Source organism: Brevundimonas sp. GW821-FHT12E07 (assembly GCF_058807035.1).
This window is the reverse complement of record NZ_JBXAQH010000005.1, coordinates 81,934-106,536: the sequence shown is the minus strand read 5'-3', so window position 1 is coordinate 106,536 and position 24,603 is coordinate 81,934. Positions and strand designations below refer to the sequence as shown.

Below are 24,603 nucleotides of genomic sequence, written 5' to 3'. Positions count from 1 at the left end.
CGCGATCAGCCCTTCTTCTCGGCCTGGGCCGGAGCCGCAGGGGTCATGGCGTCCGAACCGCCCAGCACGGGCTCGGAGATGGAGGCCGGGATCGGCAGCGGCGTCTCCTTCAGTCCCACCAGCGGCAGGATGATGAAGAAGAAGGCGAAGTAATAGGCCGTCAGCAGGCGCGTCAGCCACAGGTAGGAGTTCAGGTCGCCGTCGATCAGGTTGAAGGTCGTCATGTTCGGGATGACGTGGCTGTCCGGCAGCTGACCGCCGCACCAGCCCAGACCCAGGCCGACCAGGCAGAAGACCACGAAGAAGACCTTCATCGTCGGGCGATAGCGCATCGAGCGCACCTTGGACGTATCCAGCCAGGGCAGGATGAACAGCACGCCGATGGCGCCGAACATCGCCACCACGCCGCCGAACTTGTCCGGGATGGCGCGCAGGATCGCGTAGAAGGGCAGCATGTACCACTCGGGCACGATGTGCGCCGGGGTCTGCAGCGGGTTGGCCGGGATGTAGTTGTCGGCGTGACCCAGGGCGTCCGGCATGAAGAAGACGAACAGCGAGAACAGCATCAGGAACAGGATCAGGGCGAAGCCGTCCTTGACCGTGTAGTAGGGGTGGAAGGGCACCATGTCCTTCTTCTCCCGATCCTTGGGGATCAGAATGCCGACCGGGTTGTTCTGGCCCGAGGTGTGCAGCGCCCACAGGTGCAGCACCACCACGCCGAAGATCACGAATGGCAGCAGATAGTGCAGCGAGAAGAAGCGGTTCAGCGTGGCGTTATCGATGCCCGGACCGCCGCGCAGCCAGATCAGGATCGGCTCGCCGATCAGCGGGATCGCCCCGATCAGGTTGGTGATGACCTCGGCGCCCCAGTAGGACATCTGGCCCCACGGCAGGACGTAGCCCAGGAAGGCCGTGGCGATCATCAGGAAGAAGATCACGCAGCCCAGGATCCAGATCATCTCGCGCGGCGCCTTGTACGATCCGTAATAGAGACCGCGCAGCATGTGGATATAGACCGCCATGAAGAACATCGACGCGCCGTTGGCGTGGATGAAGCGGATCAGCCAGCCGCCGTTCACGTCGCGCATGATGCGCTCGACCGAGGCGAAGGCCAGAGCGGTGTTCGGGGTGTAGTGCATGGCCAGGACGATGCCGGTGATGATCTGGATCATCAGGCAGACCGTCAGGATGCCGCCGAAGGTGTACCAGTAGTTCAGGTTCTTCGGGGTGGGCAGCGACAGATAGTCGGCGCCGAAACGGACGATCGGCAGGCGGGCGTCAAGCCACTTCTCGATGCCGGTCTTGGGGACGTAGGTGGATTCGTGATCGCTCATGGTCTGGTCTGGCCTCAACCGATCTTGATGCGGGTGTCAGTCAGGAAGGCGTAGTCCGGAACCACCAGGTTCTTCGGCGCCGGTCCCTTACGAATGCGGCCCGAGGTGTCATAGACCGAGCCGTGGCACGGGCAGAACCAGCCGCCGTACTCGCCCGAACCGAAGGTCGGGATACAGCCCAGGTGGGTGCACGAGCCGATGACCACCAGATATTTCGAATGGCCGGGCTTGACCCGCAGGCTGTCGGCTTCCGGGTCCTTCATCGGGCCGGTCGGATTGGCGGCCTCGGCGATTTCCTTGGCCGTGCGATAGCGCACGAACACGGGCTTGCCCTGCCAGGTGATGACGACCTGCTGGCCTTCCTGGACCTTGGACACGTCGAACTCGATGGTCGAAAGCGCCAGCGTGTCCGCCGCCGGGTTCATCTGGTTGATCAGCGGCCAGGCCACCATCGCCCCCGCGCCGACGGCCATGGCCCCGGCTGCGATATGGATGAAGTCACGGCGGGTGGCGTCAGACTCGACGCCCTCTGTAACGACCGGTTCGGCCACGTTTCACCCTCTTATTGGCCGTCATACCGGTCGCCCGAAAGGGAAGCCGTTCCGTCGGCAGAATGTCATTCACGTGGTCACGCGGCTTTGCCCGGCCCTTCCCTACGGTCGATCCCCGCAAGTCGCTGATGCTTCTTGCGAAACAGTCGCAAATTGGACCGCGACAAGCCCCCAGGCCACGCGTATTAGGGGCTTAGAATGCGTCTCGCCCTTTTTCAACCAGACATCCCGCAGAATGTCGGCGCCTGCATCCGCCTGGGCGCCTGTTTCGGCGTCCAACTGCATGTGATCGAGCCCGTCGGCTTCCAGTTTGACGACCGCGCCATGAAGCGCGCGGCCCTCGATTACGGCCCTCTGGGCCATATGACACGGCATTCCGACTGGGAAGCCTTCCAGCGCGACCGCGCCCCGGGCCGGCTGGTCCTGTTCACGACGAAGGGCGCGACCAGTCTGTCGAACTTCGTTTTCGAACCCGACGACGTGTTGCTGTTCGGTCGCGAGACCGTCGGCGCCCCCGACCATGTCCACGCCGCCGCCGACGCCCGCGTCTTCATCCCGATTCGGCCTGAGACCCGCTCGCTCAATCTGTCGGTCAGCGCGGGCATCGGCCTGTGGGAAGGCCTCAGGCAGACGCGCCCGGCCTAGGCTCCGTCCTCGACGCCTTCCGCCGCCCGGACGTCGAGCAGGACCAGACACACATCCACGCCGCCGCGGTACATGCCGGGGATCAGCGGGTCCATCGGCATCCTCTGCGTCCCGAATTCCTCGGTCGTCACCCCCAGATGGTTGCCCTTCCAGCGCATCTCTCCGGTCAGGACTCCGACCTCATGCGCGAAGACCGGCCGGATCTCCCCCCTGACCAGACGCTTCAACCGCTCCCAGTCGAACGCCTCGCCACTGACCGGCGCCAGCACATGCAGTTCCTGAGTCCGCTCGCCCCGGTTCCCAAGGCGAAACACCAGCACCCGCCACCCCTCGCCCCACCCGCCACGGGGCATCGCGCCATAGCGCAGCCGCCGCCCGAGCCGGATCAGGCGAAGCTGCGTCCTGTAATAAAGGCGCTCGAGCCGCCATACGGCGGTCGCCATAAACTCCTCAAAACCAGGCACGGGTCACCCTCCGACAGACGGAAGATCAGATGGAGGCGTCGCCGTGATAGGCAAGCGGGGGTCAGGTTTCGTCAGCGCGGGTGGCGGAAATAGGCGTCCTAGGGCTCGGCCGGAGCAAGAGGCTCGGACTCCTAGCTCAACCCCATCTTCTTGACGATCCATGCCCCCAGAACAGTGAGGAGGACTGTGCCCGCGCCCCCTGCCATGGAGACCCCGGCCCATTTGAGCAACGGATGCCGTTCCACCCAAGTCTTCGCTCCGCTGGTCCAGCCCGTGAAATGATCATCGACCTTTCGCAACAGCCGACCCCTAGCTTCTTCGAGCAGCCTCTCGCATTCCCTCAACGCAGCGCCCTCGATCTTGAGGTTTTTCACTGCGTCCAGCGTAACTTCGGCAAGCCGCCCGATACCCGCGCTAACCTCAGCCCTCGTAATGGCTTTGAGTTGCCCACGACTCACCCAAGCGCCGCGGCAGGCTAATTCCAGCTTCTCGATCCCATCGGAGACTAATTTATCCCCGAGTGCCTCTGCGGAACGAACGGCACGTTTGGCAGTCGCTCCACTGAATAGTAGCCCCTTGACGGCATGATCTGCCCATATTTGTCGAATGGCTTCGCGCTGCTCGATCACAAGGCAAGACGTCTCGTACTGGATCTGGTCTGCGAGTCCGGCCCGCTTACCACCGCCTAGTGCCATCATGCGCGCGCCCTCATCCCAGTCTTGATCAATTACCGGCAGTCGTCCGGCAACTCAGCTTTTGAGTCCGAAGCTAAATCGAAATTCTCTCCAGCGTTTTGCTGGAGCGGGGAGCGGTCACCGTCACGGACACTCTTCGAGCGGCGTCTATGAACGGCGCAACCACGCCCGTTTTGGAAAACTCGAGAAGCTCGTTCAGACCTGACGAACTACGGAGATGAAAGGCCTCATAGCGACAGATCGGGATTTGATAGTTATCGCGGAAACGACGGTCAGGCCCACCGCTCTTGTTGGGATGCTTCCAAGTGTGACCGATAACGAGAGCATCGGCAGGGACCGTACCATCTTCGATGAAGTTCGAATCTTGCCAGTTCAGCTCTAGGCCACCGTACCCAATAGCTCCGAACGATTTCCCGTGCTCTATCAAGACAACGTCGGGAAGAAAGTAGAGCGTTTGGGCACCGACCTTTGCGGAGGGCGGCGTGAGGTTCGACGAAACGACTCCGGGCAAGGCGTAAGCTAGTGTTGTCGGGGCCCTTCTTACGACATGACTTGCGCCCGCGTTGCGCTTCCATTGCGTGAGGTCCTGAACAGCACCACCGGCCGCCACATGCCATTTGCCGCCACATGCAGCGAGAGCATCGAATGCCTCTGTCAACTGCGTGTATGACCGCTCAGCCTCTGCTTCCAGTTCATAGAAAAGAACGGATTTGCGCTGATAGCTCTCGATCCACCGGACAAACAGCCAAGCGATAAAGGCGCTGCCCAGGACGACGATTCCGATCGTTGGATTTGCGAACAGAAGTCCCACACCAAGTATGCCGCCACCCCAGCCAAAGAGTGGGGCCAAAGGCGTCTTACTGGCTTTCTCGTTGATATCGTCGAGGAGATCCTTGGCGGTGGCATCGCGCATCAGCAGCACATCACCGGAATCCACCTCGCGCATAACGATGCCATCGGCCGTGACGTTCTCCAGGTCAGCATCCTGCGATCTTCGCTGCGGCATCGAACCAGTTGCTCTACGTTCGCCAGCCCGGCCCACCGAGGAGCGATAGTAGAGACCTCCAACGCCGGCGTGCACGTAGTGTCCGCGTGGGCCAGTACCGACGCGAAAGCCTTTCACGCCAACTGAGGCGCCAACTCCGCCCTTGGAAAAATTCAGCCGAAATGGGCCAGCGCTTACGCTCTTGCGAATATAAAATGGCATCGATGATTAGACCGCGCTTACGCGATCACTCCCCCCGGTTCTTAAGGGCACCGTCCGCTACCTAGGCGCGTTCGTCCAGTGCCCCGGCCGGAGATATCCAGCAGAAACATCAAGGGCCGAAATACAGGAATTTATTCCTCACCGCACCTTGCACGCTCACCCCTCCCCTCCCACCTCCACGGCGGTCTTTGACATCGCGCCCTGTCCCGATCCGCCCTCAGGTTCGGTGTCCGAATTTCGCATAATCTGGCGGTCCGCCAGACGCCGGAAAACCTAAGCCTCTGAAATCGCCCGATATCGGTGACGGTGTTTGGCGGTGTGGCGGTGTTTTTCGCGGACTGACACCGCCACCTCGTGGCACGGTCTGGCACGGTTTGGCGCCCCGTTTTCATGGCGCCCTGCCGCTTCACCCCGCCGTATTGGTCGCCATCCCCGGCGCCTCGCCCGCCTTGGCCCGCGCCACGGCCTCGACCGCTCGCATGACCCGCAGCATGTTCTCGCCGGCCAGTTTGCGGATGTCGGCCTCGGTCCAGCCGGCGGCCATCAGGGCGGCGAGGATGGCCGGATAGGCGTCCACGCCCGTGATGCCGTCGGGCAGGCTGTCGACGCCGTCGAAGTCGCCGCCCAGACCCACATGGTCGAGGCCCGCCACCTCCCGCACATGCTGGATATGGGCCACGACGTCGGCGACGGCGGCGTGGGGGACCGGGTGGGCCGTGGTCCAGTCGGCCAGGTCCTTGGCCGCCCGGTCCGGATCGCCGGGCCACAGGGTCTTGAGCCGCGCCGCCTCGGCCGCCTTGTCGGCGTTCCAGCTTCGCACCGCCTCCGAAACGAAGCCCGGCACGAAGGTGACCATGACGATCCCGCCGTTGGCCGGCATCAGCCTCAGGACGCTGTCGGGGACATTGCGCGCATGGCCCGTCACCGCCCGCGTCGAGGAGTGGGAGAAGATCACCGGCGCCGCCGACACCCGGATGGCATCCTGCATGGTCTCCTCCGACACATGGGACAGGTCGACCATCATCCCCAGCCGGTTCATCTCGCGCACCACGGCCTCGCCGAACGGATTGAGCCCGCCCCATTTCGGCGCGTCGGTCGCGCTGTCGGCCCAGGTCGTGGTCTTCGAGTGGGTCAGGGTCATGTACCGGGCCCCGCTCTCATAGAAGACCCGCAGCAGACCCAGCGAGTCGTCGATGTCGTAGCCGCCTTCCATCCCGATCAGGCTGGCGATCTTTCCCGCCCGGTGGATGCGCTCGATGTCGTCGGCGGTGGTCGCCAGCTCGAAGACGTCGGGGTGCAGGGCCACGATCCGGCGGACCGTGTCGATCTGTTCGAAGGTCTGTTTGGCCGCCTCGACCGGCGGCTGGTCGGCGGTCACATAGACCGACCAGAACTGGGCCCCGACCCCTCCGGCCCTCAGGCGCGGGATGTCGGTGTGCAGGCCCGCACCAAGCTGGTTCTGCGTCAGATCGACGGCCGAGGGGTCGTTGTTGAACTTGCCGCGCAGGGCCTCGGCCAGGTCGTTGTGCCCATCGATCAGCGGCGTCCGCTCCAGGATCCGCCGCGCCCTCGCCTCTCCTGAAGCATCCTGCGCCAGAACAGGGCCGGCGACGGCCGCGAGGCAGAGCGCGGTCAGAAGGGCGGTGCGGATCATGGTGGCCTCCGGTTCAGGAGGCCCAGAACAGGCCAAGGGCCGGGGCGCGTCAACGCCCCGGCCCTCACCCGATCAACGAAGTCCGATCAGCGCCCCGACTTAACGGATGTCGTAGACGCCCGTGATGTCGATCTTCACCGACAGCTCGCCAGCCGAGACCGGGGTCGAGTCGGCGCCGGCGGCCGACATCCGCGCCATGGCGAAGACCGGCATCGGCGGCTGGGGCGAATAGCCGCCGCCCTCGTTCAGCGAGCGGATGCCGCCCAGCTGGACGCCGAGCGCCTCGGCATAGAGCCGCGCCTTGGCCTGCAGGGCCTGAACCGCCAGACGGCGCGCCTGATCCTCGGCCGTCTTCGGATCCTTCAGGCCGAAGGAGATGCCGTCGATCTGGTTGACCCCGGCGGCGACCACGGCGTCGGCGGTCGTGCCCACCTTGGTCAGGTCGTTGATGTTGACCGTGACCCGGTTGGTGGCCTGATAGCCCCGCAGCTTCGGCGGCTCGTTCTGGACGTAATCGTACTGCGCCTGAAGGTTCAGGCCCGAGGTCTGGATGTCGCGCTCGGCGATCCCGGCCCGGCGCAGGGCGGCGGCGACCTGGGTCATGCGCGTGGCGTTCAGCGCCATGGCCTCCTGGGCCGTCGCGGCCTCGGTCACCACCCCGAAGGTGATGGTCGCCATATCCGGCGCCACCTTGACCTCGCCCGTCGCCGACAGGTTCAGCGACGGCTGGGTCTGGATCATCTGAATGGTGCTCGAGACCGGGGCATTGCCGGCCGATTGAGCAAAGGCGGCCGGAGCCGTCAGGGCGGTCGCGGCCATCAGGGCGCCGCCGACGGCCAGGGTACGGAGTTTGAGGGTCATCTGGGGTCTCCTGGGAACGATCCTGCAACGGCCCGCGAAATGCGTGACCGCCATGAGCGTTCCTTTGGACCCTTCCTCCTGAACGACGACGTCAGGATTACGGTCAGGCTTCGTTCATCGGGATGAAATCGCCGACAGACTGGAGGCGACTTTGCAGCCGGGCCAACCCCTGCTAGGCCCACCGTTCGACCTTGGGGGCCTGTAGCTCAATGGTTAGAGCCGACCGCTCATAACGGTCTGGTTGGGGGTTCGAGTCCCTCCAGGCCTACCAGTCGATCAATGTTGATCGCGATCGTCCTTGCGCATCCGCTGGCGGCCATAAAGGCGGTCGTGGATGACCAGGGTGTCGCGAATCGTCGGCAGGACGAAGCAGGCGACGACAACGGGGGCGATAACGGACACCAGAATCAGCATTTTTTAGTCCTCCCGACCCTCACCTGCTCACAAGCTGGGCCTTGGCGGAACAGGGTTAATCAAAACCCATACCAAAGTTATAAGAACCGGAGCGGGTGTCTTCCGGCCTTGAAGCCGGAGCGTTCCCGGGCTTGGCTCGGGCCATGCGCTTCCACCCCGTCTTTCAGAACATGCCCGTGACCGTCTTTGAGACCATGTCGGGTCTGGCAAGGACGCACGGGGCGATCAATCTGGGCCAGGGCTTTCCGGATGCCCCAGGACCGGAGGATCTGAGGCGGGCGGCGGCCGAGGCGGTGATCCACGGCTCGAACCAGTACGCCCCCTCACGCGGCCTGCCCGAACTGCGCGCCGCTGTGGTCGAGCACTATGGGCGGCTGCAGAGCGTTCCCCTGACGACCGAAGGCGTGCTGATCACCTCGGGCGCGACCGAGGCCATCGCCGCCTCGGTCCTGGCCTTGATCCGGCCCGGCGACGAGGTGGTGGTCTTCGAGCCGGTCTATGACGCCTACGTCCCCCTGATCGAGCGGGCCGGCGGCATCGCGGTGCGGGTCCGGTTGAGCCCGCCGCACTGGCGCATCACCGAGGACCTGTTGGCCGGGGTCGCGGGGCCGAAGACCCGGGCCCTGATGTTCAACAACCCGCTGAACCCCGCCGGCCGGGCCTTCGACGCGGAGGAGGTGGCGACCGTCGCCCGCTTCTGCGTCCAGCACGATCTGATCGCCATCAGCGATGAGGTCTGGGAGCATGTGATCTTCGACGACCGCGTCCACCGGTCCCTGCTGGCCGAGCCGGGCATGGCGGAGCGCACGCTGAAGATCGGCTCGGCGGGCAAGATGTTCGGCCTGACTGGCTGGAAGATCGGCTTCGTCTGCGGCGCGCCCGAGGTCGTCGATCCGGTCGCCAAGGCGCACCAGTTCCTGACCTTCGCCACCGCCCCCAATCTGCAGACGGCGGTCGCCCAAGGCCTGGCCTGGCCGGAGGACCGGTTCTTCGCCATGCGTTCTGACATGCAGCGGTCGCGCGACCGGCTGGCCTCGGGGCTGACGGCACAGGGCTATGTCGCCACCGCCAGCGAGGGGACCTATTTCCTGTGCGTGGACTTGACGGCGTCAGGCGTCGGTCTGGACGATCAAACCTTCTGCCGACGGCTGGTGACGGAGTTCGGGGTCGCGGCCATTCCGGTGTCGGCCTTCATGACCGGCGAGGATCGGCCGACGGGTATCGTGCGCCTGTGCTTCGCCAAGGCCGACGCCGTGCTGGACGAGGCGGTCCTGCGGCTGGGCCGGGCGCGTCTTGAGCTGGGCGGCTAGTCGCCCGGCCTCAATATCCCGGTCCTGGGCCGTCCAGTCCGCGCGGGCCGGGGCCCGGCGAGGCGGCGAAGCGGCAGGAGTCCTCGCGCAGCCGCTCCTGCTGGCGGATCCAGCCGCGGTCGTAGCGGGGATCGGCGGCATAGGGCAGCGGCGGGTTGCGGCGGCCCCAGCGGACCTCGCCGAAGTAGCGCGGCTCGTCGATGAAACCGCCGTCGCGGGTGTACCAGCCACAGCCGGCGTTGAACCGCGCCAGACCCGGCAGGGTATAGGCGTCATTGACGTAGGGCAGGCCCAGCGCCCCCTCTTCCTCGGCCCACCATTGTTGCGGATAGGGCCGCGTCATGCAGGTGAAGCGATCGTCGCGGCGACGGCCGTTCCAGTCGGGGCTGTAGCGGCCGCGATATTCGTCCCGGAAGTCGGGGGCGCAGATGTCGCCCCGCGACCAGACCCGGTTCGTGTTGGCGTCGATGTCGCCGCGCGGTCCCGCATAGAAGGGTTGGTCCACGCCCGAGAAGATGCTGGCGGTCACCACGGCCCGGCCGGCGTCGGCATAGACCCCGACGTAGCGGGCGCGCACGCGGGAATCGTCCAGCTTGGCCTCGCCGCCGTAGACGACCAGACCCTTGTCGGCGAGGCAGATCTTGGAGCCCTGGACGCTGACGCGGGTGCCGTCGACCGCGACGCCTTCGTTGTAGCCGCAGATCCGGCTGTTCACGATGTTCAGCTCGCCGATCTCGCGGCGCGAGCGGACGTTCACCCCGATGGAGCGTGGGCCGAAGTTCGACGGATTGTGCTCGCCGGTCAGATAGACGGAGCTGATCAGCGACGGGCCGCCCGAGCCCGGGGCGACCTCGATGCCCGACTGGGCGTTGAGGACGTTGACGCTGACGGCGGTCAGGGTGCCGTCCTCGACCAGGATGGCCGGCGACATCGTCTTGGCGTCGATCGAGCTGTTGCGGATGTCCAGTTGCCCGCCCCGGATCAGGAAGGGCGATTCATTGCCGACGTAGCGCAGGGAGACGCGGTCCAGCACCACCGTCGCCTCGTCGCCCGCCACACAGGGGGCGTCGCCGGCGGAGGGGGCGGCCATGGCCAGATCGGTGATCACGGCGCGCACGCCGGGCGCCACGGTGATGCAGGGCAGGCCTTCGGGCGCCTGAAGCGTGATCTGGCCGGCATAGGTCCCCGAGCCGCGCACGGTCATGGGCTTGTCGATGTTCAGCCAGCCGACGCAGGCGCCGCCGTTGGAGCGGATGGTCAGGGTGCCGCCCGCCGGGACGCGCCGCACGGCGTTCTCGAGGGCGCCGCTGCCGGGATTGCCGCCGCACTGGACCACGACCTCGTTCGGTCCCGTGCCCGGGCCGTAGCCGGGCCCCCAGCCGGCGCCCGGACCGGGACGCCAGTCGGGGCGATAGTCAGGCCGGTAGGTGCGGTAGTCGTAGCGGCGGTGGTTGCGGTTGCGCGTCCCGGCCGAGGGGCTGAGCAGCAGACCGAAGTTCGGACGGGTCTGGGCCTCGACCCGGGCGGCCGTCTGGGCGGCGGCCGGGGCGGCGTCGAGGGCGGTGAAGACCACCGCCGTCGCGGCGGCGGCAAGGGTCAGGAGGCGGAGGGCGGAAGCCGGCGGCGTCTTCATCGGAAAGTCGCCTCCTAGCGGCGCGGTGAGCGGGAGACCTGGGCCAGGACGGCTTGCAGGCGCGACGCCGAGGGGCCGAAGCCCGCCAGCGCGGAATCGATGCGGTAGGCGACGGCCTCGGCCTTGTCCTGATCCGCCACACCGGCGACGCCGAGGGCGAAGAAGGTGGACATGGCGAACTTGGCCTCGGGGTTCCCCTGTTTGTCGGCCAGGGAATACCAGTGGAAGGCGCGGGCGTAGTCGGCGGGCACGCCGATGCCCTCGGAATACATGACCGCCAGCACCAGCTGGGCCTCGGACGATCCGTTCATGGCCGCCAGCTGGATGGCGCGCACCTTCTCCAGCGGCGACAGGAAGGAATCCATCGGGTGGCCCAGCATGGCCTCGAAGGATTCGATCTCGTGCTTGGTCAGGCGGTTCGGCTCGGTCGGCACGACCGTGACCACGCCGAGATATTTGAGCGCCCGTCCGACGTGGACGAAGGGCATCTCGGTCTGCATCCGCGACAGGGCGTAGTCATAGGCGTCGCCGCGCGGACGGCTTTCGTCCGAGAAGGGCACGCCTGAGGCTGGGGCGTCGTTGGGATAGAATTCGTAGGGCGGCACCCACTGGCGGGCCTTGGCCTCGACGAAGGCGCCGGAGGCCGCGCGGCTGGGCGACGAGCGCTCGAAGTCCTTGAGCAGGACATAGGCGCCGACGTCGCCGGTCTGGACCGCGAGGTAGTTGTAAAGATAGGCGTCGACGTCGTTGCGCTGGAACAGATTGACCGCCGAATAGCGGGTCCCGCGCCATTGCTCGTCACGGCTGGCGCCGTCCTTGCGGCCATAGGCCTCGCGGCCCTCGGGATTGTCCTCGGGCTCGCCGAAGGGGCCGAACAGGGAATCGTGCAGCCGGGCCAGGGTGCGGAAGCCCTGGGCGTCCTGGGTCGACAGGATGTAGATCATCCGGTCGCGGACCTCTTCCTGCTCGTCGCGCGACATGCGCGACAGCTGGGCGTCGAGACGGTTGTAGGCCTCGTGCCGTTCCCAGGCGCGGCAGTCGTCATAGCGCGACAGGGAGCGCAGGCGGCCGAACATGCCCCGGCGCTCGGCGCGGTTGATCGGCGAATAGCCCTGGTCGTTGGCCAGCGCCATGCCGGTCCAGACCGAACTTTCGATCGGATCCTCGATATTCTTGTCGGTGGCGCGCACGGCGGCGTAGCGCTGACCCAGCTCGAGCTGGGCGAAGAAGTCGCCACGGAAGGCCGCGCGGCGCAGGGCGCGCAGGCCCGCTTCCTGGGCGTTGAACTCGGATCCGGTCAGGGAGGCCGGGCGCGGACAGGCGTTGGCGTTGGCGCCGCCGCCCTGACGCCAGAAGGTCGGGCCATGATCGCCGCAGCTGGCGACCGTTCCGGCCACCACGGCCAGGGCGACGATGGCGGCGACAGCCGTCAGCGGCCCACGCATGTTGCGCGAGCCCCGTTCGGAGCTGTGGCCAACTCGGTGGCCGGCCCGATGATTGTCGTCCCCCTCGCTCATCCCCAACCCCGATTACTGACCCGAATCCCCATTCGCCACGCGACCTTAACCGCATAGCGGCGTTAACCATTCCGCAAACCGGCGTTCGGGTCTAGTGACTTTGCAGTATGGTTAACGCGCTTTTGCAACAAAGCGTTGCCGCATAACGACCAAATTGCGTCACGACGCGACTTGTCCCCTGATTTCAGCCACTTGCCGGGCTCGCCTCGCAGGCGAGTGCGTCAAGAGGCGCACAGGTCGCGAAGCGCCGCGAAGAGGCCTATATGCGCCCTTCACGCCTCCTTTCGACGCCTGCGAGCCCCCGATGTCCTATGTCGCCCGATCCGATCGCCCCGCCGACAAGGCCCAGGCCTATGCCGAGGTCGAGGCCGAGATCCTGGCGGTTCTGGACGGGGAGACGAATCGGACGGCGCGAATGGCGACGGTCGCCTCCATGCTGGCCGACGCCTTCGACGCCTATTTCTGGACCGGCTTCTATGTCGTGGACGCAGACAAGCCGCGCGAACTGGTCGTCGGCCCCTATCAGGGCACCCTGGGCTGTCTGAGGATCGCCTTCGGGCGCGGCGTCTGCGGGGCGGCGGCCGAAACCGGCCAGACCCAGTTGGTCCCCGACGTCCACGCCTTCCCGGGCCATATCGCCTGCGACAGCCGTTCCGAGAGCGAGATCGTGGTCCCGGTGTTCGATGCCTCGGGCGCCCTGATCGCCGTCTTCGACGTGGACGCCACCGAAAAGGCCGCCTTCGACGCGGTCGACGCCGAGGCGCTCGAGCGTTTGCTCAAGGCCGTCTTCGCCGCCTAGGTTCCTGCGCGGGAGGAAGCCAATGACGACCCATCTCTGGAGAAGCGTCCTCTATCTGCCGGCGTCGAACGCCCGGGCGATCGAGAAGGCGCGGACGCTGGATTGCGACGTCGCCGTGCTGGACCTCGAGGACGCCGTCGCGCCGGAGATGAAGGCCGAGGCCCGCGCCGCCGCCGTCGAGGCCGTCCGCTCGGGCGGCTTCGGGCCGCGTCTGGGCGTACGGATCAATGGGCTGGACACCGAATGGGGCGCCGAGGACCTGAAGGCGCTGGGGGAGACGAACGTCGAGCTGATCGTCGCGCCCAAGGTCGAGAGCGCCGAGGCCGTGGGAGCGCTGAACGCCGCCCTGCCCTCCTCCGTCGCCCTGATCGCGATGATCGAGACCCCGGCGGCCCTGATGCGACTGGAGGGCATCGCCGGAGCGGGCGGAGCGCTGACGGGGCTAATGCTGGGCGTGAACGATCTTGCGGCGACGCTGGGCACGGGTCCCGCTGCTGACCGCGAGCCACTCAAGCCCTGGCTGGCGGCGACGGTGGCGGCGGCGCGGATGCACGGGCTGGCCGCGCTGGACGGGGTCTTCAACCGCATCGACGACGCCGACGGCCTGACCGCCGAATGCGCCCAGGGCCGGCTCTACGGCTTCGACGGCAAGAGCCTGATCCATCCGTCCCAGATCGCCGCCGCCAACGCCGCCTTCGCCCCCTTGCCGTCCGAGGTCGCCCAGGCCGAGGCCGTCGTCGCCGCCTTCGCCGACCCGGCCTCGGACGGCAAGGGCGCGATCCGCGTGGGCGGCGCCATGGTCGAGCGGCTGCACCTCGCCTCCGCCGAGCGGCTGCTGGAACGGCACAGGTTGGCGAGCGGGGGCTAGGCGCGAACGGCGAGCGCCCCTAGAGACGATCAGTGACTGCTTCGCCCCTCTCATCGCCGACGAAAACCCCCGCCTGGGTCTGCGCCCCCGGCGTGCTCAAGGTCCCGTTCCTGTCGGAGTTCCTGCCCGACTACGCCCTCGGTTCCCTGCCCGGGCCTGAGGTGAAGGCCGTGCTCGGCTGGGGCATGAAGCCGACGGCGGCGGCGGGACGGCGGCTCGCGGAGAAGCGGAACATCCCCTACGTGGCGCTGGAGGACGGCTTCCTGCGCTCGGTGAGACTGGGCGAGAGCGGGGCGACCTCTCTGAGCCTGATCGTCGACGACCTCGGCGTCTATTACGATGCGACCCGGCCCTCGCGGCTGGAGGAACTGATCAGGACGGCGCCCGACTGGTGCGACGCCGACCTGACCGCCCGGGCGCGCGGCCTGATCGACCGGATCGTCGTCTCGGGCGTGTCCAAGACCAATATGGGCGGGGCGCTGGATCAGAACCTGCTCAAGCCCGGCCGCCGCATTCTGATCGTGGACCAGACCCTGGGCGACGCCTCGATCGGCTACGGCCTGGCCTCGCCCCAGTCGTTCAGCGACATGATCGCCGCCGCGCGCCGCGAGGAGCCCGACGCCCAGTTGATCGTCAAACGCCATCCGGCAGTGGCGGCGGGGCGCAAACAGGGCTGTATCGCCACAGCCGACCTCAACGGCGTCACCCTGATCGACACCGATGTCCGGCCCGCCGACCTGCTGGCCCAGGTGGACGCGGTCTATGTGGTGACCTCTGCTCTGGGGTTCGAGGCCCTGTTGCGCGGCCTGCCGGTGCGTTGCTTCGGCGCGCCCTTCTATTCGGGCTGGGGCCTGACAACGGACGCCGTCGATACGGGCCGACGGGGTGAACCGCGCACGATCGAACAGGTCAGCGCCGCCGCTCTGATCCGCTACACCCGCTACGTCGATCCGATCACCGGCAAGCGCTGCGAGGCCGAGCAGGCGCTGGATCGACTGATCCGTCTGCGCGACAGGGCGCAGAGGCTGGAAGGCTTCTGGGCCGCCGCCGGCTTCGCTCCGGCCAAGCGTCCGCCGATCCGCAAACTGCTCAACTCCCCGCGCGGCGAGGTCCGCTATCACTGGTTCGCCCGCAACGCCGCCAAGGCGGCTGAGCAGCGGAACGGCAAGCTGATCTGGTGGGCCGGCAAGGAGAGCCCGCCGATCCTTGAGGCCGCCGCCGCGACCACGGCCCCGACAGTGCGGATGGAAGACGGCTTCATCCGCTCGCGCGGCCTGGGCTCGGACTTCTTCGGCGCCCTGTCGGTCGTGCTGGACGACCTCGGCGTCTATTACGACGCCACCGGGCCGAGCCGTCTGGAGACGCTGATCGCGACCAGTGAGCATGACGCGACGGCCCTGAGCCGCGCCGCACGCCTTCGCGACAGGATCGTCGAGGCGGGACTGTCGAAGTACAATCTGAAGGGCGAGCCGCCCGCGGGCTGGCCGAAGGATCGCGAACGGCTGCTGGTCGTCGGCCAGGTCGAGAACGACCGCTCGATCCGGCTGGGCTGCACCGACATCCGCACCAACTCGGGTCTGGTCGAGGCGGCGCGGCGGGACTTCCCGGACGGCTTCCTGATCTATCGCAACCACCCCGACGTCACCGCCGGAAACCGGCCGGGGCTGCTGGACGCAGGCGCGATGGACGCCGTGGACGCGGTCGCCGACGATCTGGACATCATCGACTGCCTGAACGCCTGCGACCGGCTGGTCACCCTGACGTCCCTGTCGGGGTTCGAGGCCCTGATGCGCGGCAAGGCGGTGACCACATACGGTCGGCCCTTCTATGCGGGCTGGGGCCTGACCGACGACCGGACGGGGCCGTTCGAGCGGCGGGGACGCAAGGTCTCGCTGGAGGCCCTGCTGCACGCGACCCTGATCGACTATCCGCTCTACGTCACGCCCACGGGCTGGCCATGCGAGGCCGAGGACCTGGTCGAGGCCCTGATCGCGGCGCGCGACACGCCCCTGCCCGCCCCGCCGCGCGGGCGGATAAATCGGTGGTGGAGAGGCATCAGAGCCTCTCTCGACCGGACGCCTCCACCGGCCTATTAGACGGGTCCAGAAAAAGAACGGACCGCCCCCTCGTGCGAGGAGCGCCGCCCGCCGAGCGTCAGGGTAGAGTAGACATGATCCCATCCGTCATCGCCGCCACCGGCCTGTTCACGCCCGAACAGTCCATCTCCAACGAAGAACTGGTCGAGGCCTACAACGCCTGGGCCGACCAGTGGAACGCCGACCATGCGATGGAAATCGCCGAGGGCGACGTCGCGGCCCTGACCCACTCCTCGGTGCCGTTCATCGAGAAGGCCTCGGGCATCAAGTCGCGCTTCGTGCTCGACAAGGCCGGCATCATCGACCCGAAGCGGATGGCGCCGAACATCCCCGAACGCTCCAACGACGAGCTGTCGATCATGGCCGAGATGGCCGTCGCCGCCGCGAAACAGGCGATCGAGGCCTGGGGCAAGCCGGTGTCGGAGATCGGCGCCGTGCTGTGCGCCGCGTCCAACATGCCGCGCCCCTATCCGGCCCTGGCCGTCGAGATCCAGCAGGCCCTGGGCATCGAGGGCTTCGGCTTCGACATGAACGTCGCCTGCTCCTCGGCGACATTCGGCATCAAGACCGCCGCCGACTTCATCGGCTCGGGCTCGGTCAAGGCGGTGCTGATGGTCAATCCCGAGGTCTGCTCGGCCCACCTGAACTTCAAGGATCGCGACAGCCACTTCATCTTCGGTGACGTCTGCACCGCCGTGATCGTCGAGGCGAAGGATCAGGCGGGCCCGGGCGGCTGGGACATCCTCGGCACGCGGCTGAAGACCGTCTTCTCGAACAACATCCGGAACAATTTCGGCTTCCTGAACAACGCCGCGCCCGAGGGCATCGGCAAGCCGGACAAGCTGTTCATCCAGCAGGGCCGCAAGGTGTTCAAGGATGTGGTGCCGATGGTGTCGGACATGATCGTCGACCACGCCGGCGAGCTGGGCCTGAACCCGCACGAGCTGAAGCGCCTGTGGCTGCACCAGGCCAACATCAACATGAATGAGTTCATCGGCCGCAAGGTGCTGGGCCGCGACCCGACGCCGGAAGAGAACGTCATCGTCCTGGACGAATACGCCAACACCTCCTCGGCCGGGTCGATCATCGCCTTCCACCTGCGCCACGACGGCTTCGAGCCCGGCGACACCGGCCTGATCTGCAGCTTCGGCGCGGGCTATTCGGCGGGCACCGTCTTCGTGCGCAAGCGCGCCTGATGGTGGACCGCAGCGACATCGGCGCCGTCGTCGACGCCATGTACGCCTGCATCTCGGGTCCGGCCGGTCCGCGCGACTGGGCGACCCAGCGCGAGATCTTCCACCCGGACAGCCGTCAGGCCCGCACGGGTCTGGACGCCGAGGGCCGTCCGACCATGATCGTGATGGGCCGCGAGGAGTATCAGGCCAACGTCACCCCCTTCTTCGACGCCAACGGCTTCTTCGAGGTCGAGATCGAGCGCCACGTCGACGTGTTCGGCAACATGGCCCAGGTCTGGAGCGTCTATGAGGCCCGCACCGCGCCGACGGACGTCGAGCCCGAACGACGCGGCGTCAACTCGATCCAGCTGGCCCGCGGGCAGGACGGACTCTGGTCCATCCTGCACATGATCTGGGACAATGAACGCCCCGGCCTCACCGTCCCGAAGCAGGCGCGCTAGACGCGGGCGGGCCCGCCGGATGCGCGGCCTTCCATTCCATCGCGGCGTGGATGCGGTTGCCGACGCTGGGGTGGTCGTAGAACAGGATCTCCTCCAGCTTGCCCGGCGACGGCGCGCGGTATTCGGCGGTCTTGATCAGGGCCTTGGACAGGCCGTCCGGCTCGTTGGCGTGGACCATTGAGAAGTGGTCGGCGTCGGCCTCGGTGACCCGGGTCAGGGTGTTCATCAGCGGGGTGCCGACGAAGCCGAGGAAGGCCAGGACCGCCATCACCACCGGCAGGCCCGCCGGGTCACGGATGTCGCCGACCTTCTTCGCTCCCAGCAGCTTGCGCGCCACCGGATAGAGGCGATCGGTCAGCCAGAAGGCCAGCGCCACCAGCACGATCATGACGCCCACGATCCACAGGATGTGGCCGCGCACATAGTGGCCCATCTCGTGGCCCACGACGCCCTTCACCTCGGCGAGGTCGGCGCCCTTGGCGAACATGACGTCGCTCATCGCCACCCGGGCCGAGCCGAACAGGCCCGAGACGTTGGCGGTGTAGCGGTCCGACTGTTTCGAGCCGTTGTAGATGTAGATCTTGTCCGACGGGGTGCCGGTCTCCTTGGCCAGAGCCACGACGGCGTCGCGCACCGGGCCGTTGGGAGCGGGGGTATAGGTGTTGAACAGGGGCTCGATCAGGATCGGCGACACCACCAGACCGATGACGATGACCACCGCCATCAGGGCCGCGCCCCAGGCCCACCAGAGCTTCCGCGCCCTGCGGATCAGGGCGTAGAGCCCGACCAGAACGAGCGACATCACCACCGTCGAGATGGCCGCGCTGATCAGGCCCTCGACGAACCAGCCCATGAAAGGCTGTTCGGTCAGCCCGTACTGACCCTCACGATACCAGCTCGTGTAGATCGACCAGGGCAGGTTGAGCAGCCAGCTGAAGACCAGGTAGACGAAGCCGACGAGGAAGGAGGCCAGCACCGGCCGGGCCTTGCGCTTCTCGATCCCCTCGCGGATCCGCCCCAGCAGATTGGTGCGGATGATGATCCAGGCGACCACGATAGAAACCACGAAGCTCCACAGGATCAACCAGTGCCCGCCTTGCGTATAAGCCACGGCCCTGGCGGTATCGGCGGGCGAAAGCGTCGCCAGCCAGGCGGCGGTCGCCGCGTCAGGATCGAATGTCGTCATGTCTGAGCCCCCTCTTCGAGGGGATCAGAGGACGCCCGACCGAGGGGTTTGTCAGCTAAATTCGAAGAAAGGCGGCGCTCGAAAGGCAGGCCGCTTCACAAACATTCTACCGCAAAGCCCCCGGCCCCGCTTGCACGCAGGGGGCGAGTTTGCGAGGAAGAATTGAATCGAGACTGTGTGCACGTGGGGTGACCTGACCGATGAGCCAGAGCCAGAAGAAATCTGCATCGCCGAACGACAAGCTGTCGTTCCTGGAATCCCTCGCCCGCGATGTGGCGCTGGTGCTCAAGAGTCTGGGCGGCTCCGCCCATCAGAACGTCGTCATCGACTGTGTCGCCGCCATGAAGCGCAACCGCGGCGAGCCTGTCGCGCCCGATCTGCGCAACGCCGTGGTCGAGGCCTTCGAACGCTACTCCCAGTGGTTCACCCGCCCCTTCGGCGAAGGCTCGATGCGGTGGGCCCTGATCGCCGAACCAGCCTGACGAAGCCCACAACCAGATATGCAAAAGGGGCGGCCTGTGAAGGCCGCCCCTTTGTCGTTTCCGACGTGTCCGATCAGAACTTGCGGACGTAGCTCAGCGCATAGGTGTCGGCGCCGCCCTGGTCGTGCTGGAAGTCACGATAGGTGTAGTCGGCGCGGATGCCGTTGCGGGCGTCCAGGTTGTAGGTCGCGCCGGCGCCGTAGTTCCAGCTGGTCAGGTGGTCGCTGGCGGCGACGCCGGCGGCCGAACCCTTGACCTCGGTCACGCCGTAACCGGCGCGGGCGAACAGGTCGATGTTGGAGGTCACCGGCAGGCTGGCGACGGCATAGCCGGCGACGTCGTAGCGGTGCTCGACCTTGCCGTTGACGCCGGCGACGTTGACGTCGTCATGGCCCACGCCGAACGAGGTTTCGGCTTCCACGCCGAAGTTCGGGTGCAGCTTGGCGCCCACGCGACCGGTCACCGCGCCGAGATCGGCGTTGTCGGTGTCCAGTTGAGTGTAACCCAAGGTGCCGTAATAGGTCGGCGAGGTCACAGTCTGCGCCATAGCGGGAACAGCAAACAGCGAGAGAGCAGCGGTAGCGAGAAGAATGTTACGCATTTTTTCTTATTAACTCCTAGATGTGATGACTTGCGAGGTCATCAGCCCCATCCAGCGAGTTGTTAAATGGTCATGCGGCTTGGCCGTTCCAAGGCCAAACCATTACAATCCGGAAAGTGTGCGACGACTGCCACACACCTTGTTCGGGGAAGGATGTTATCCAATTGTCGCAAAGGCCCCCGACGAAGCCATGCCGACCTCAGGCCTCGGCGGACCAGTACACAGCCGACAGCAGGGTCGAGGCCATGGCGTTGGCCGGGGTCTCGATGCCGTACTGCCGGCCCAGGCGGACGATGACCCCGTTGCGGGCGTCCCACTCCATCGGCCGTCCCGACAGCCGGTCGCCGAGGATGGAATTCACCGAGTCCGCCGGCGAGGTCATCGCCCGCTCCACCACCCAGTCGGGGATATGATCGCCCAGATCGGCGCCGACGGCCCGGCCGACGCGCACGCATTCCCACACCAGCTCGCGGGTCAGGTCCGCAATGCCCTCGGCCCGCACCACCCCGCCCGGCTCACCGGTCAGGGCGTTGATCGCCCCGGCGCAGTTCAGTGACAGCTTGGTCCAGGCGGCGGTCAGGAAGTCGTCGGTGGTCGAGGCCTCGATCACGCTCCGGGCGAACAGGCCGACAAAGGCCTCGCCCGCCTCCCCCGCGGGAACGGTGACCGTGCCGTTGCGGCGATGCTGGATGCGTCCCGGCGCCGTCCGCTCGGCCGGGACGTCGACGATCACCGGCACGATCCGGTCGGCGGGCAGGAAGGGCGTGAACCGCTCGACATGCTCAACCCCGTTCTGGAGCACCGCGACGCGGGTCTGCGGGCCCAACAGCGGCTTCAGCCAGGCGGCGGCGGACGCGAGGTCATAGGCCTTGGTCGCCACCAGAACCCAGTCGACGGGCGCCGTGATCTGTCCGGGATCGGTGACCACGCGCGGATCGGCCTCGATGATCGCGCCGTCGGGCGCCTCGACCACCAGCCGGTCCAGCGGCGACCGGGCGCACAGGGTCAGGTCGCCGACCAGGGGGCTGCGTGAAATCCAGGCGGCGATGGTTCCGCCGATCGCACCGGGGCCAATCACGGCGACGGACAGTTTCGATGCAATCATGGCGGGGCTCCGGCTTCGTCTTCCAGCTAGCGACACCGGTGGACATTCACAACGGCCAGCCGCCTGGCGCCCGAAAGAACGCCGCTATGGCCTCGAACCGCCTTCGGGGTTAGCGTGACCGCCCTGGCGTTTCGGGGGAGACCTGCCGTGAAGACCGTTCTGATCCTTTCCGCCGTCGCGGCGGCGCTGTCGCTACAGGCCTGCTCGCGAGCAGAGCAGAAGGTCGCCGAACCAGTTCCCGCCCCGGCCGCACCCGCCGCCCCGACCACCGAGCCAATCCCGATCATCGTTTCCGGGGCCTCTATCACCATCGGCAAGACCATCTTCCCCGTCGGAGCGCCCAGGGCCCTGGTGCTCGCCGCCGCGACCGAGGCTGGCGGCGCGCCGAAATCGATCGGGCCATTCGCGGAATGCGGCGCGGGGCCGATGGACCACGCGGACTGGCCGAACGGCCTGCAGCTGCTGTTCCAGGAGGACAGGCTGGCCGGCTGGCAGACGCAGACGGCCGCGATCTCGACCGACAAGGGAATCCATGTCGGCTCGACCCTGGCCGAGCTCCAGGCCGCCTATCCCGGCGCCGTGATCGAGGACAGCACCATCGGCTGGACCTTCGCCTCGGGCGAACTGATGGGGCTGCTGGGCGAGGACAAGGTTGCCGTCCAGCGCATCAACGTCGGGGTGACCTGCGACTTCACCTGACCGCTGAGCCCCCCCGAAAGGATCAGCGGTCCTTTTCGCGCTCCGTGCCCGAACGCGCCGAAAGGGCGGCCTGGGCGGCCGCCAGACGGGCGATCGGCACGCGGTAGGGCGAGCAGCTGACATAGGTCAGGCCCACGGTCTCGCAGAAGGCGATCGACGACGGATCGCCGCCGTGCTCGCCGCAGATCCCCATCTTGATGTCCGGACGCACCGTCTTGCCGCGCTCGGCCGCGATGCGGATCAAATCGCCGACGCCGTCCTGGTCCAGACGGACGAAGGGATCGGTCTCGAAGATGCCCTTGTCCATATAGGCCTGCAGGAACCGGCCCGAGTCGTCCCGGCTGATGCCGAAGGTCGTCTGGGTCAGGTCGTTGGTGCCGAAGGAGAAGAACTCGGCGTGCTCGGCCAGGTCGGCGGCGCGCAGGGCCGCACGCGGCAGCTCGATCATGGTCCCGACCAGATAGTCGACCGTATCGCCGGCGTCAGCGAAGACGGCCCTGGCGGTGCGGTCGGTCAGTTCGCGCAGGAACTTCATCTCCAGACCCAGGGCGACCAGCGGGTGCATGATCTCCGGGATCGGGGCCTCGGCCGCGGTCTTCTTGACCTCGAGCGCGGCTTCCAGAATGGCCCGGACCTGCATCTCGTAGATTTCCGGATAGGCGACGCCGAGACGCGCGCCCCGGTGGCCCAGCATCGGGTTGGTCTCATGCAGCTCACGCGCCCGCTTCTTCAGCTTGGCGGCGTCGATGCCCGAGGTCTCGGCCAGGGCGTCGATGTCCTCGTCCGTGTGCGGGATGAACTCGTGCAGCGGCGGGTCAAGCAGGCGGATGGTGACCGGCAGGCCGGCCATGATGGTGAACAGCTCGACGAAGTCCGACTTCTGGAACGGGGCGATCTTGGCCAAGGCCACGCGACGGCCGGCCTCGTCGTCGGACAGGATCATCTCGCGCACGGCGGCGATCCGCTCCTCGTCGAAGAACATATGCTCGGTGCGGCACAGGCCGATGCCCTCGGCGCCGAAGCCGCGCGCGGTGCGGGCGTCCAGCGGGGTCTCGGCATTGGCGCGGACCTTGAGGCGACGGACCTTGTCGGCCCAGCTCATCAGGGTCTGGAAGTCGCCGGTCAGTTCGGGCTCGATCATGGCCACGGCGCCGTCCAGCACCTCGCCCTTCGACCCGTCGATGGTGATCACCTCGCCGGCCTTGAAGACGCGGCCGCGCGCCATGAAGGTCTGGGCCGCCTCGTCGATATGGATTTCGCCGGCGCCGGAGACGCAGGGACGGCCCATGCCGCGCGCCACGACGGCCGCGTGGCTGGTCATGCCGCCGCGCGCCGTGACGATGCCGCGCGCCGCGTGCATGCCGTGGATGTCCTCAGGGCTGGTCTCTTCACGCACCAGGATGACGGCGTCGCCCATCTGGCTGGCCTTCTCCGCCGCGTCGGCGTCGAACACGATCTTGCCGGTCGCTGCGCCGGGCGAGGCGGGCAGGCCTGCGGCGACCACCTTACGCTCGGCCTTGGGGTCCAGCGTCGGGTGCAGCAGCTGATCCAGCGCAGCGGGCTCGACGCGGCTGACGGCTTCTTCTTCCGAGATCACGCCTTCGGCAGCCAGGTCGACCGCGACCTTCAGCGCCGACTTGGCGGTGCGCTTGCCGTTGCGGGTCTGCAGCATCCAAAGACGGCCCTGTTCGACCGTGAACTCGATGTCCTGCATGTCGCGGTAGTGGCTTTCCAGCCGCCCGACGACGTCGACGAACTCGGCGAAGACCACCGGCATGGCCTCTTCCATCGAGGGGGCGGTCTCGCCCATCTCCTCGCGGCCGACCCTGGTCAGGGACTGGGGCGTGCGGATGCCCGCGACCACGTCCTCGCCCTGGGCATTGATCAGGAACTCGCCGTACAGGCGGGCGTCGCCGGTCGAGGGGTTGCGAGTGAAGGCCACGCCCGTCGCCGAGGTCTCGCCCATATTGCCGAACACCATCGACTGGACATTGACCGCCGTGCCCCAGCTTTCGGGGATGTCGTGCATGCGGCGATAGAATTTCGCCCGGTCGTTCATCCAGCTGGCGAAGACGGCCGAGACGGCGCCCCAGAGCTGGTCCTGCGGGTCCTGCGGGAAGGGCTGACCCAGCTCGCGCTCGACCACGGTCTTGTATTCTGCGACCACCTTCTCCCAGTCGGCGGCCGACAGGTCGGTGTCGACGGTGACGCCCAGACGGTCCTTGTGGTCGTCGAGGACCTCTTCGAAGTCGTCGTGGCTCAGGCCGAGCACCACGTTGGAATACATGGTGATGAAGCGGCGATAGCTGTCGAAGGCGAAGCGGCGGTCGCCCGAAAGCTTGGCCAGCCCTTCGACCGTCTGGTCGTTCAGACCCAGGTTCAGGACGGTGTCCATCATCCCCGGCATCGAGGCCCGGGCGCCCGAGCGCACCGAGACCAGCAGAGGGTTGGCGGCGTCGCCGAAGGTCTTGCCGACAATGCCCTCGACCTTCTTCAAGCCCGCGGCGACTTCCGCCGCCAGGGTCTCCGGATAGGTCTGGCCGTTGGAATAGTAGTGGACGCAGGCCTCGGTGGTGATGGTGAAGCCCGGCGGGACCGGCAGGCCCAGCGACGACATCTCGGCCAGGTTCGCGCCCTTGCCGCCGAGAAGGTTCTTCATCGACGCGTCGCCGTCAGCGGACCCGCCGCCGAAACCGTACACCCACTGAGTCATGCCTTAGCCCCTGAGTTAGCCAGTCTGTCGTGTCGTCGGCGGGTTAGCCCCGCTCCTGCGCGCCTGACTACATTGCTGCGACTGCGAAGGCGAGCCCGGGCTGTAACAAAGCGTGAGGAAAATGGTGGTTCCC

The 24,603-nt window shown here is 67.0% G+C and carries 23 protein-coding genes, 1 tRNA gene and 1 pseudogene; 10 read left to right on the top strand and 15 right to left on the bottom strand.

Going from position 1 to position 24,603, the window contains the following annotated elements; all coding sequences use genetic code 11:
* Positions 1 to 5: 5 nt before the first annotated feature.
* Positions 6 to 1,334, bottom strand: a complete 1,329-nt coding sequence (locus tag AC1ROD_RS17700; protein WP_492949567.1) for a cytochrome b — start codon at positions 1,332 to 1,334, stop codon at positions 6 to 8.
* A 14-nt stretch (positions 1,335 to 1,348) separates the two neighbouring features.
* Positions 1,349 to 1,885, bottom strand: a complete 537-nt coding sequence (gene petA, locus AC1ROD_RS17695; protein WP_492949566.1) for a ubiquinol-cytochrome c reductase iron-sulfur subunit — start codon at positions 1,883 to 1,885, stop codon at positions 1,349 to 1,351.
* 198 nt (positions 1,886 to 2,083) lie between these two features.
* Here petA and AC1ROD_RS17690 point away from each other — a divergent pair, with 198 nt between their 5' ends.
* Positions 2,084 to 2,530, top strand: coding sequence for a tRNA (cytidine(34)-2'-O)-methyltransferase (locus AC1ROD_RS17690; RefSeq protein ID WP_492949565.1), 447 nt, complete (start codon positions 2,084 to 2,086; stop codon positions 2,528 to 2,530).
* Here the strand turns inward: AC1ROD_RS17690 and AC1ROD_RS17685 are convergent.
* The 6 genes and pseudogenes from AC1ROD_RS17685 to AC1ROD_RS17660 form a co-directional block, all read right to left on the bottom strand.
* Entirely contained in the window at positions 2,527 to 2,973 is a 447-nt protein-coding gene (locus AC1ROD_RS17685) for a hypothetical protein (RefSeq protein WP_492949564.1), read from the bottom strand. The two genes, AC1ROD_RS17690 and AC1ROD_RS17685, sit on opposite strands and share 4 nt — an antisense overlap.
* 152 nt (positions 2,974 to 3,125) lie before the next feature.
* The gene (locus AC1ROD_RS17680) at positions 3,126 to 3,692 is read right to left on the bottom strand and encodes a hypothetical protein (protein WP_492949563.1); all 567 of its coding nucleotides are present in this window, start codon (positions 3,690 to 3,692) and stop codon (positions 3,126 to 3,128) included.
* A 70-nt stretch (positions 3,693 to 3,762) separates the two neighbouring features.
* Complete coding sequence (locus AC1ROD_RS17675; protein WP_492949683.1) at positions 3,763 to 4,695, bottom strand: hypothetical protein; 933 nt, start codon at positions 4,693 to 4,695, stop codon at positions 3,763 to 3,765.
* A gap of 54 nt (positions 4,696 to 4,749) precedes the next feature.
* Positions 4,750 to 4,896 (bottom strand): annotated as a pseudogene (locus AC1ROD_RS17670) (DUF4236 domain-containing protein); the annotation flags it as partial.
* Positions 4,897 to 5,302: 406 nt separating this feature from the next.
* On the bottom strand, positions 5,303 to 6,550 hold the full coding sequence (locus AC1ROD_RS17665; RefSeq protein WP_492949562.1) for a dipeptidase: 1,248 nt from the start codon (positions 6,548 to 6,550) through the stop codon (positions 5,303 to 5,305).
* Positions 6,551 to 6,649: 99 nt separating this feature from the next.
* A complete protein-coding gene (locus AC1ROD_RS17660) occupies positions 6,650 to 7,411 on the bottom strand; it encodes an SIMPL domain-containing protein (RefSeq protein WP_492949561.1) in 762 nt (253 codons plus the stop codon).
* Between the two features lie 195 nt (positions 7,412 to 7,606).
* Between AC1ROD_RS17660 and AC1ROD_RS17655 the strand changes: the two genes are divergently transcribed.
* Positions 7,607 to 7,682, top strand: a tRNA-Ile gene (locus AC1ROD_RS17655).
* A 5-nt stretch (positions 7,683 to 7,687) separates the two neighbouring features.
* On the opposite strand, the gene AC1ROD_RS17650 is transcribed toward AC1ROD_RS17655, so the two are convergent.
* Positions 7,688 to 7,825: a hypothetical protein gene (locus tag AC1ROD_RS17650; protein ID WP_492949560.1), complete on the bottom strand. Its 138-nt coding sequence runs from the start codon at positions 7,823 to 7,825 to the stop codon at positions 7,688 to 7,690.
* Positions 7,826 to 7,968: 143 nt separating this feature from the next.
* Here AC1ROD_RS17650 and AC1ROD_RS17645 point away from each other — a divergent pair, with 143 nt between their 5' ends.
* Complete coding sequence (locus tag AC1ROD_RS17645; RefSeq protein WP_492949559.1) at positions 7,969 to 9,135, top strand: aminotransferase; 1,167 nt, start codon at positions 7,969 to 7,971, stop codon at positions 9,133 to 9,135.
* A gap of 10 nt (positions 9,136 to 9,145) precedes the next feature.
* Here the strand turns inward: AC1ROD_RS17645 and AC1ROD_RS17640 are convergent, their stop codons facing one another.
* Together AC1ROD_RS17640 and AC1ROD_RS17635 are read right to left on the bottom strand one after the other, a co-directional pair.
* A complete protein-coding gene (locus tag AC1ROD_RS17640; protein WP_492949558.1) occupies positions 9,146 to 10,768 on the bottom strand; it encodes a hypothetical protein in 1,623 nt (540 codons plus the stop codon).
* 14 nt (positions 10,769 to 10,782) lie between these two features.
* Positions 10,783 to 12,213 (bottom strand): tetratricopeptide repeat protein, encoded by a 1,431-nt coding sequence (locus AC1ROD_RS17635; RefSeq protein WP_492949557.1) that lies wholly within the window; start codon positions 12,211 to 12,213, stop codon positions 10,783 to 10,785.
* 376 nt (positions 12,214 to 12,589) lie between these two features.
* Between AC1ROD_RS17635 and AC1ROD_RS17630 the strand changes: the two genes are divergently transcribed.
* From AC1ROD_RS17630 to AC1ROD_RS17610, 5 genes are all read left to right on the top strand, one after another.
* Entirely contained in the window at positions 12,590 to 13,084 is a 495-nt protein-coding gene (locus tag AC1ROD_RS17630; protein ID WP_492949556.1) for a GAF domain-containing protein, read from the top strand.
* Between the two features lie 22 nt (positions 13,085 to 13,106).
* Positions 13,107 to 13,952: an HpcH/HpaI aldolase/citrate lyase family protein gene (locus AC1ROD_RS17625; RefSeq protein WP_492949555.1), complete on the top strand. Its 846-nt coding sequence runs from the start codon at positions 13,107 to 13,109 to the stop codon at positions 13,950 to 13,952.
* A gap of 32 nt (positions 13,953 to 13,984) precedes the next feature.
* Positions 13,985 to 16,048: a capsule polysaccharide biogenesis protein gene (locus AC1ROD_RS17620; protein ID WP_492949554.1), complete on the top strand. Its 2,064-nt coding sequence runs from the start codon at positions 13,985 to 13,987 to the stop codon at positions 16,046 to 16,048.
* Between the two features lie 74 nt (positions 16,049 to 16,122).
* Positions 16,123 to 17,244: a beta-ketoacyl-ACP synthase III gene (locus AC1ROD_RS17615; RefSeq protein ID WP_492949553.1), complete on the top strand. Its 1,122-nt coding sequence runs from the start codon at positions 16,123 to 16,125 to the stop codon at positions 17,242 to 17,244.
* Positions 17,244 to 17,684, top strand: coding sequence for a Cif family virulence factor (locus AC1ROD_RS17610; RefSeq protein ID WP_492949552.1), 441 nt, complete (start codon positions 17,244 to 17,246; stop codon positions 17,682 to 17,684). The genes AC1ROD_RS17615 and AC1ROD_RS17610 overlap by 1 nt, the downstream gene beginning before the upstream one ends.
* Here AC1ROD_RS17610 and AC1ROD_RS17605 read toward each other — a convergent pair.
* Positions 17,659 to 18,870: a M48 family metallopeptidase gene (locus AC1ROD_RS17605; protein ID WP_492949551.1), complete on the bottom strand. Its 1,212-nt coding sequence runs from the start codon at positions 18,868 to 18,870 to the stop codon at positions 17,659 to 17,661. The two genes, AC1ROD_RS17610 and AC1ROD_RS17605, sit on opposite strands and share 26 nt — an antisense overlap.
* A 200-nt stretch (positions 18,871 to 19,070) precedes the next feature.
* Between AC1ROD_RS17605 and AC1ROD_RS17600 the strand changes: the two genes are divergently transcribed.
* Positions 19,071 to 19,352, top strand: coding sequence for a hypothetical protein (locus AC1ROD_RS17600; protein ID WP_492949550.1), 282 nt, complete (start codon positions 19,071 to 19,073; stop codon positions 19,350 to 19,352).
* Between the two features lie 73 nt (positions 19,353 to 19,425).
* On the opposite strand, the gene AC1ROD_RS17595 is transcribed toward AC1ROD_RS17600, so the two are convergent.
* Together AC1ROD_RS17595 and AC1ROD_RS17590 are read right to left on the bottom strand one after the other, a co-directional pair.
* Positions 19,426 to 19,953, bottom strand: coding sequence for a porin family protein (locus tag AC1ROD_RS17595; protein WP_492949549.1), 528 nt, complete (start codon positions 19,951 to 19,953; stop codon positions 19,426 to 19,428).
* A gap of 199 nt (positions 19,954 to 20,152) precedes the next feature.
* Entirely contained in the window at positions 20,153 to 21,058 is a 906-nt protein-coding gene (locus AC1ROD_RS17590; RefSeq protein WP_492949548.1) for a 2-dehydropantoate 2-reductase, read from the bottom strand.
* 147 nt (positions 21,059 to 21,205) lie between these two features.
* Here AC1ROD_RS17590 and AC1ROD_RS17585 point away from each other — a divergent pair, with 147 nt between their 5' ends.
* Positions 21,206 to 21,757 (top strand): hypothetical protein, encoded by a 552-nt coding sequence (locus AC1ROD_RS17585; RefSeq protein WP_492949547.1) that lies wholly within the window; start codon positions 21,206 to 21,208, stop codon positions 21,755 to 21,757.
* A gap of 22 nt (positions 21,758 to 21,779) precedes the next feature.
* On the opposite strand, the gene ppdK is transcribed toward AC1ROD_RS17585, so the two are convergent.
* Positions 21,780 to 24,470, bottom strand: coding sequence for a pyruvate, phosphate dikinase (ppdK, locus tag AC1ROD_RS17580; protein WP_492949546.1), 2,691 nt, complete (start codon positions 24,468 to 24,470; stop codon positions 21,780 to 21,782).
* Between the last annotated feature and the right edge of the window lie 133 nt (positions 24,471 to 24,603).

Coding starts and splice junctions, on each gene's coding strand:
- AC1ROD_RS17700 (WP_492949567.1), bottom strand. CDS start 1,334: ATGAGCGATCACGAATCCACCTACGTCCCCAAGACCGGCATCGAGAAG.
- AC1ROD_RS17690 (WP_492949565.1), top strand. CDS start 2,084: ATGCGTCTCGCCCTTTTTCAACCAGACATCCCGCAGAATGTCGGCGCC.
- AC1ROD_RS17685 (WP_492949564.1), bottom strand. CDS start 2,973: ATGGCGACCGCCGTATGGCGGCTCGAGCGCCTTTATTACAGGACGCAG.
- AC1ROD_RS17680 (WP_492949563.1), bottom strand. CDS start 3,692: ATGATGGCACTAGGCGGTGGTAAGCGGGCCGGACTCGCAGACCAGATC.
- AC1ROD_RS17675 (WP_492949683.1), bottom strand. CDS start 4,695: ATGCCGCAGCGAAGATCGCAGGATGCTGACCTGGAGAACGTCACGGCC.
- AC1ROD_RS17665 (WP_492949562.1), bottom strand. CDS start 6,550: ATGATCCGCACCGCCCTTCTGACCGCGCTCTGCCTCGCGGCCGTCGCC.
- AC1ROD_RS17660 (WP_492949561.1), bottom strand. CDS start 7,411: ATGACCCTCAAACTCCGTACCCTGGCCGTCGGCGGCGCCCTGATGGCC.
- AC1ROD_RS17650 (WP_492949560.1), bottom strand. CDS start 7,825: ATGCTGATTCTGGTGTCCGTTATCGCCCCCGTTGTCGTCGCCTGCTTC.
- AC1ROD_RS17645 (WP_492949559.1), top strand. CDS start 7,969: ATGCGCTTCCACCCCGTCTTTCAGAACATGCCCGTGACCGTCTTTGAG.
- AC1ROD_RS17640 (WP_492949558.1), bottom strand. CDS start 10,768: ATGAAGACGCCGCCGGCTTCCGCCCTCCGCCTCCTGACCCTTGCCGCC.
- AC1ROD_RS17635 (WP_492949557.1), bottom strand. CDS start 12,213: ATGCGTGGGCCGCTGACGGCTGTCGCCGCCATCGTCGCCCTGGCCGTG.
- AC1ROD_RS17630 (WP_492949556.1), top strand. CDS start 12,590: ATGTCCTATGTCGCCCGATCCGATCGCCCCGCCGACAAGGCCCAGGCC.
- AC1ROD_RS17625 (WP_492949555.1), top strand. CDS start 13,107: ATGACGACCCATCTCTGGAGAAGCGTCCTCTATCTGCCGGCGTCGAAC.
- AC1ROD_RS17615 (WP_492949553.1), top strand. CDS start 16,123: ATGATCCCATCCGTCATCGCCGCCACCGGCCTGTTCACGCCCGAACAG.
- AC1ROD_RS17610 (WP_492949552.1), top strand. CDS start 17,244: ATGGTGGACCGCAGCGACATCGGCGCCGTCGTCGACGCCATGTACGCC.
- AC1ROD_RS17605 (WP_492949551.1), bottom strand. CDS start 18,870: ATGACGACATTCGATCCTGACGCGGCGACCGCCGCCTGGCTGGCGACG.
- AC1ROD_RS17600 (WP_492949550.1), top strand. CDS start 19,071: ATGAGCCAGAGCCAGAAGAAATCTGCATCGCCGAACGACAAGCTGTCG.
- AC1ROD_RS17595 (WP_492949549.1), bottom strand. CDS start 19,953: ATGCGTAACATTCTTCTCGCTACCGCTGCTCTCTCGCTGTTTGCTGTT.
- AC1ROD_RS17590 (WP_492949548.1), bottom strand. CDS start 21,058: ATGATTGCATCGAAACTGTCCGTCGCCGTGATTGGCCCCGGTGCGATC.
- ppdK (WP_492949546.1), bottom strand. CDS start 24,470: ATGACTCAGTGGGTGTACGGTTTCGGCGGCGGGTCCGCTGACGGCGAC.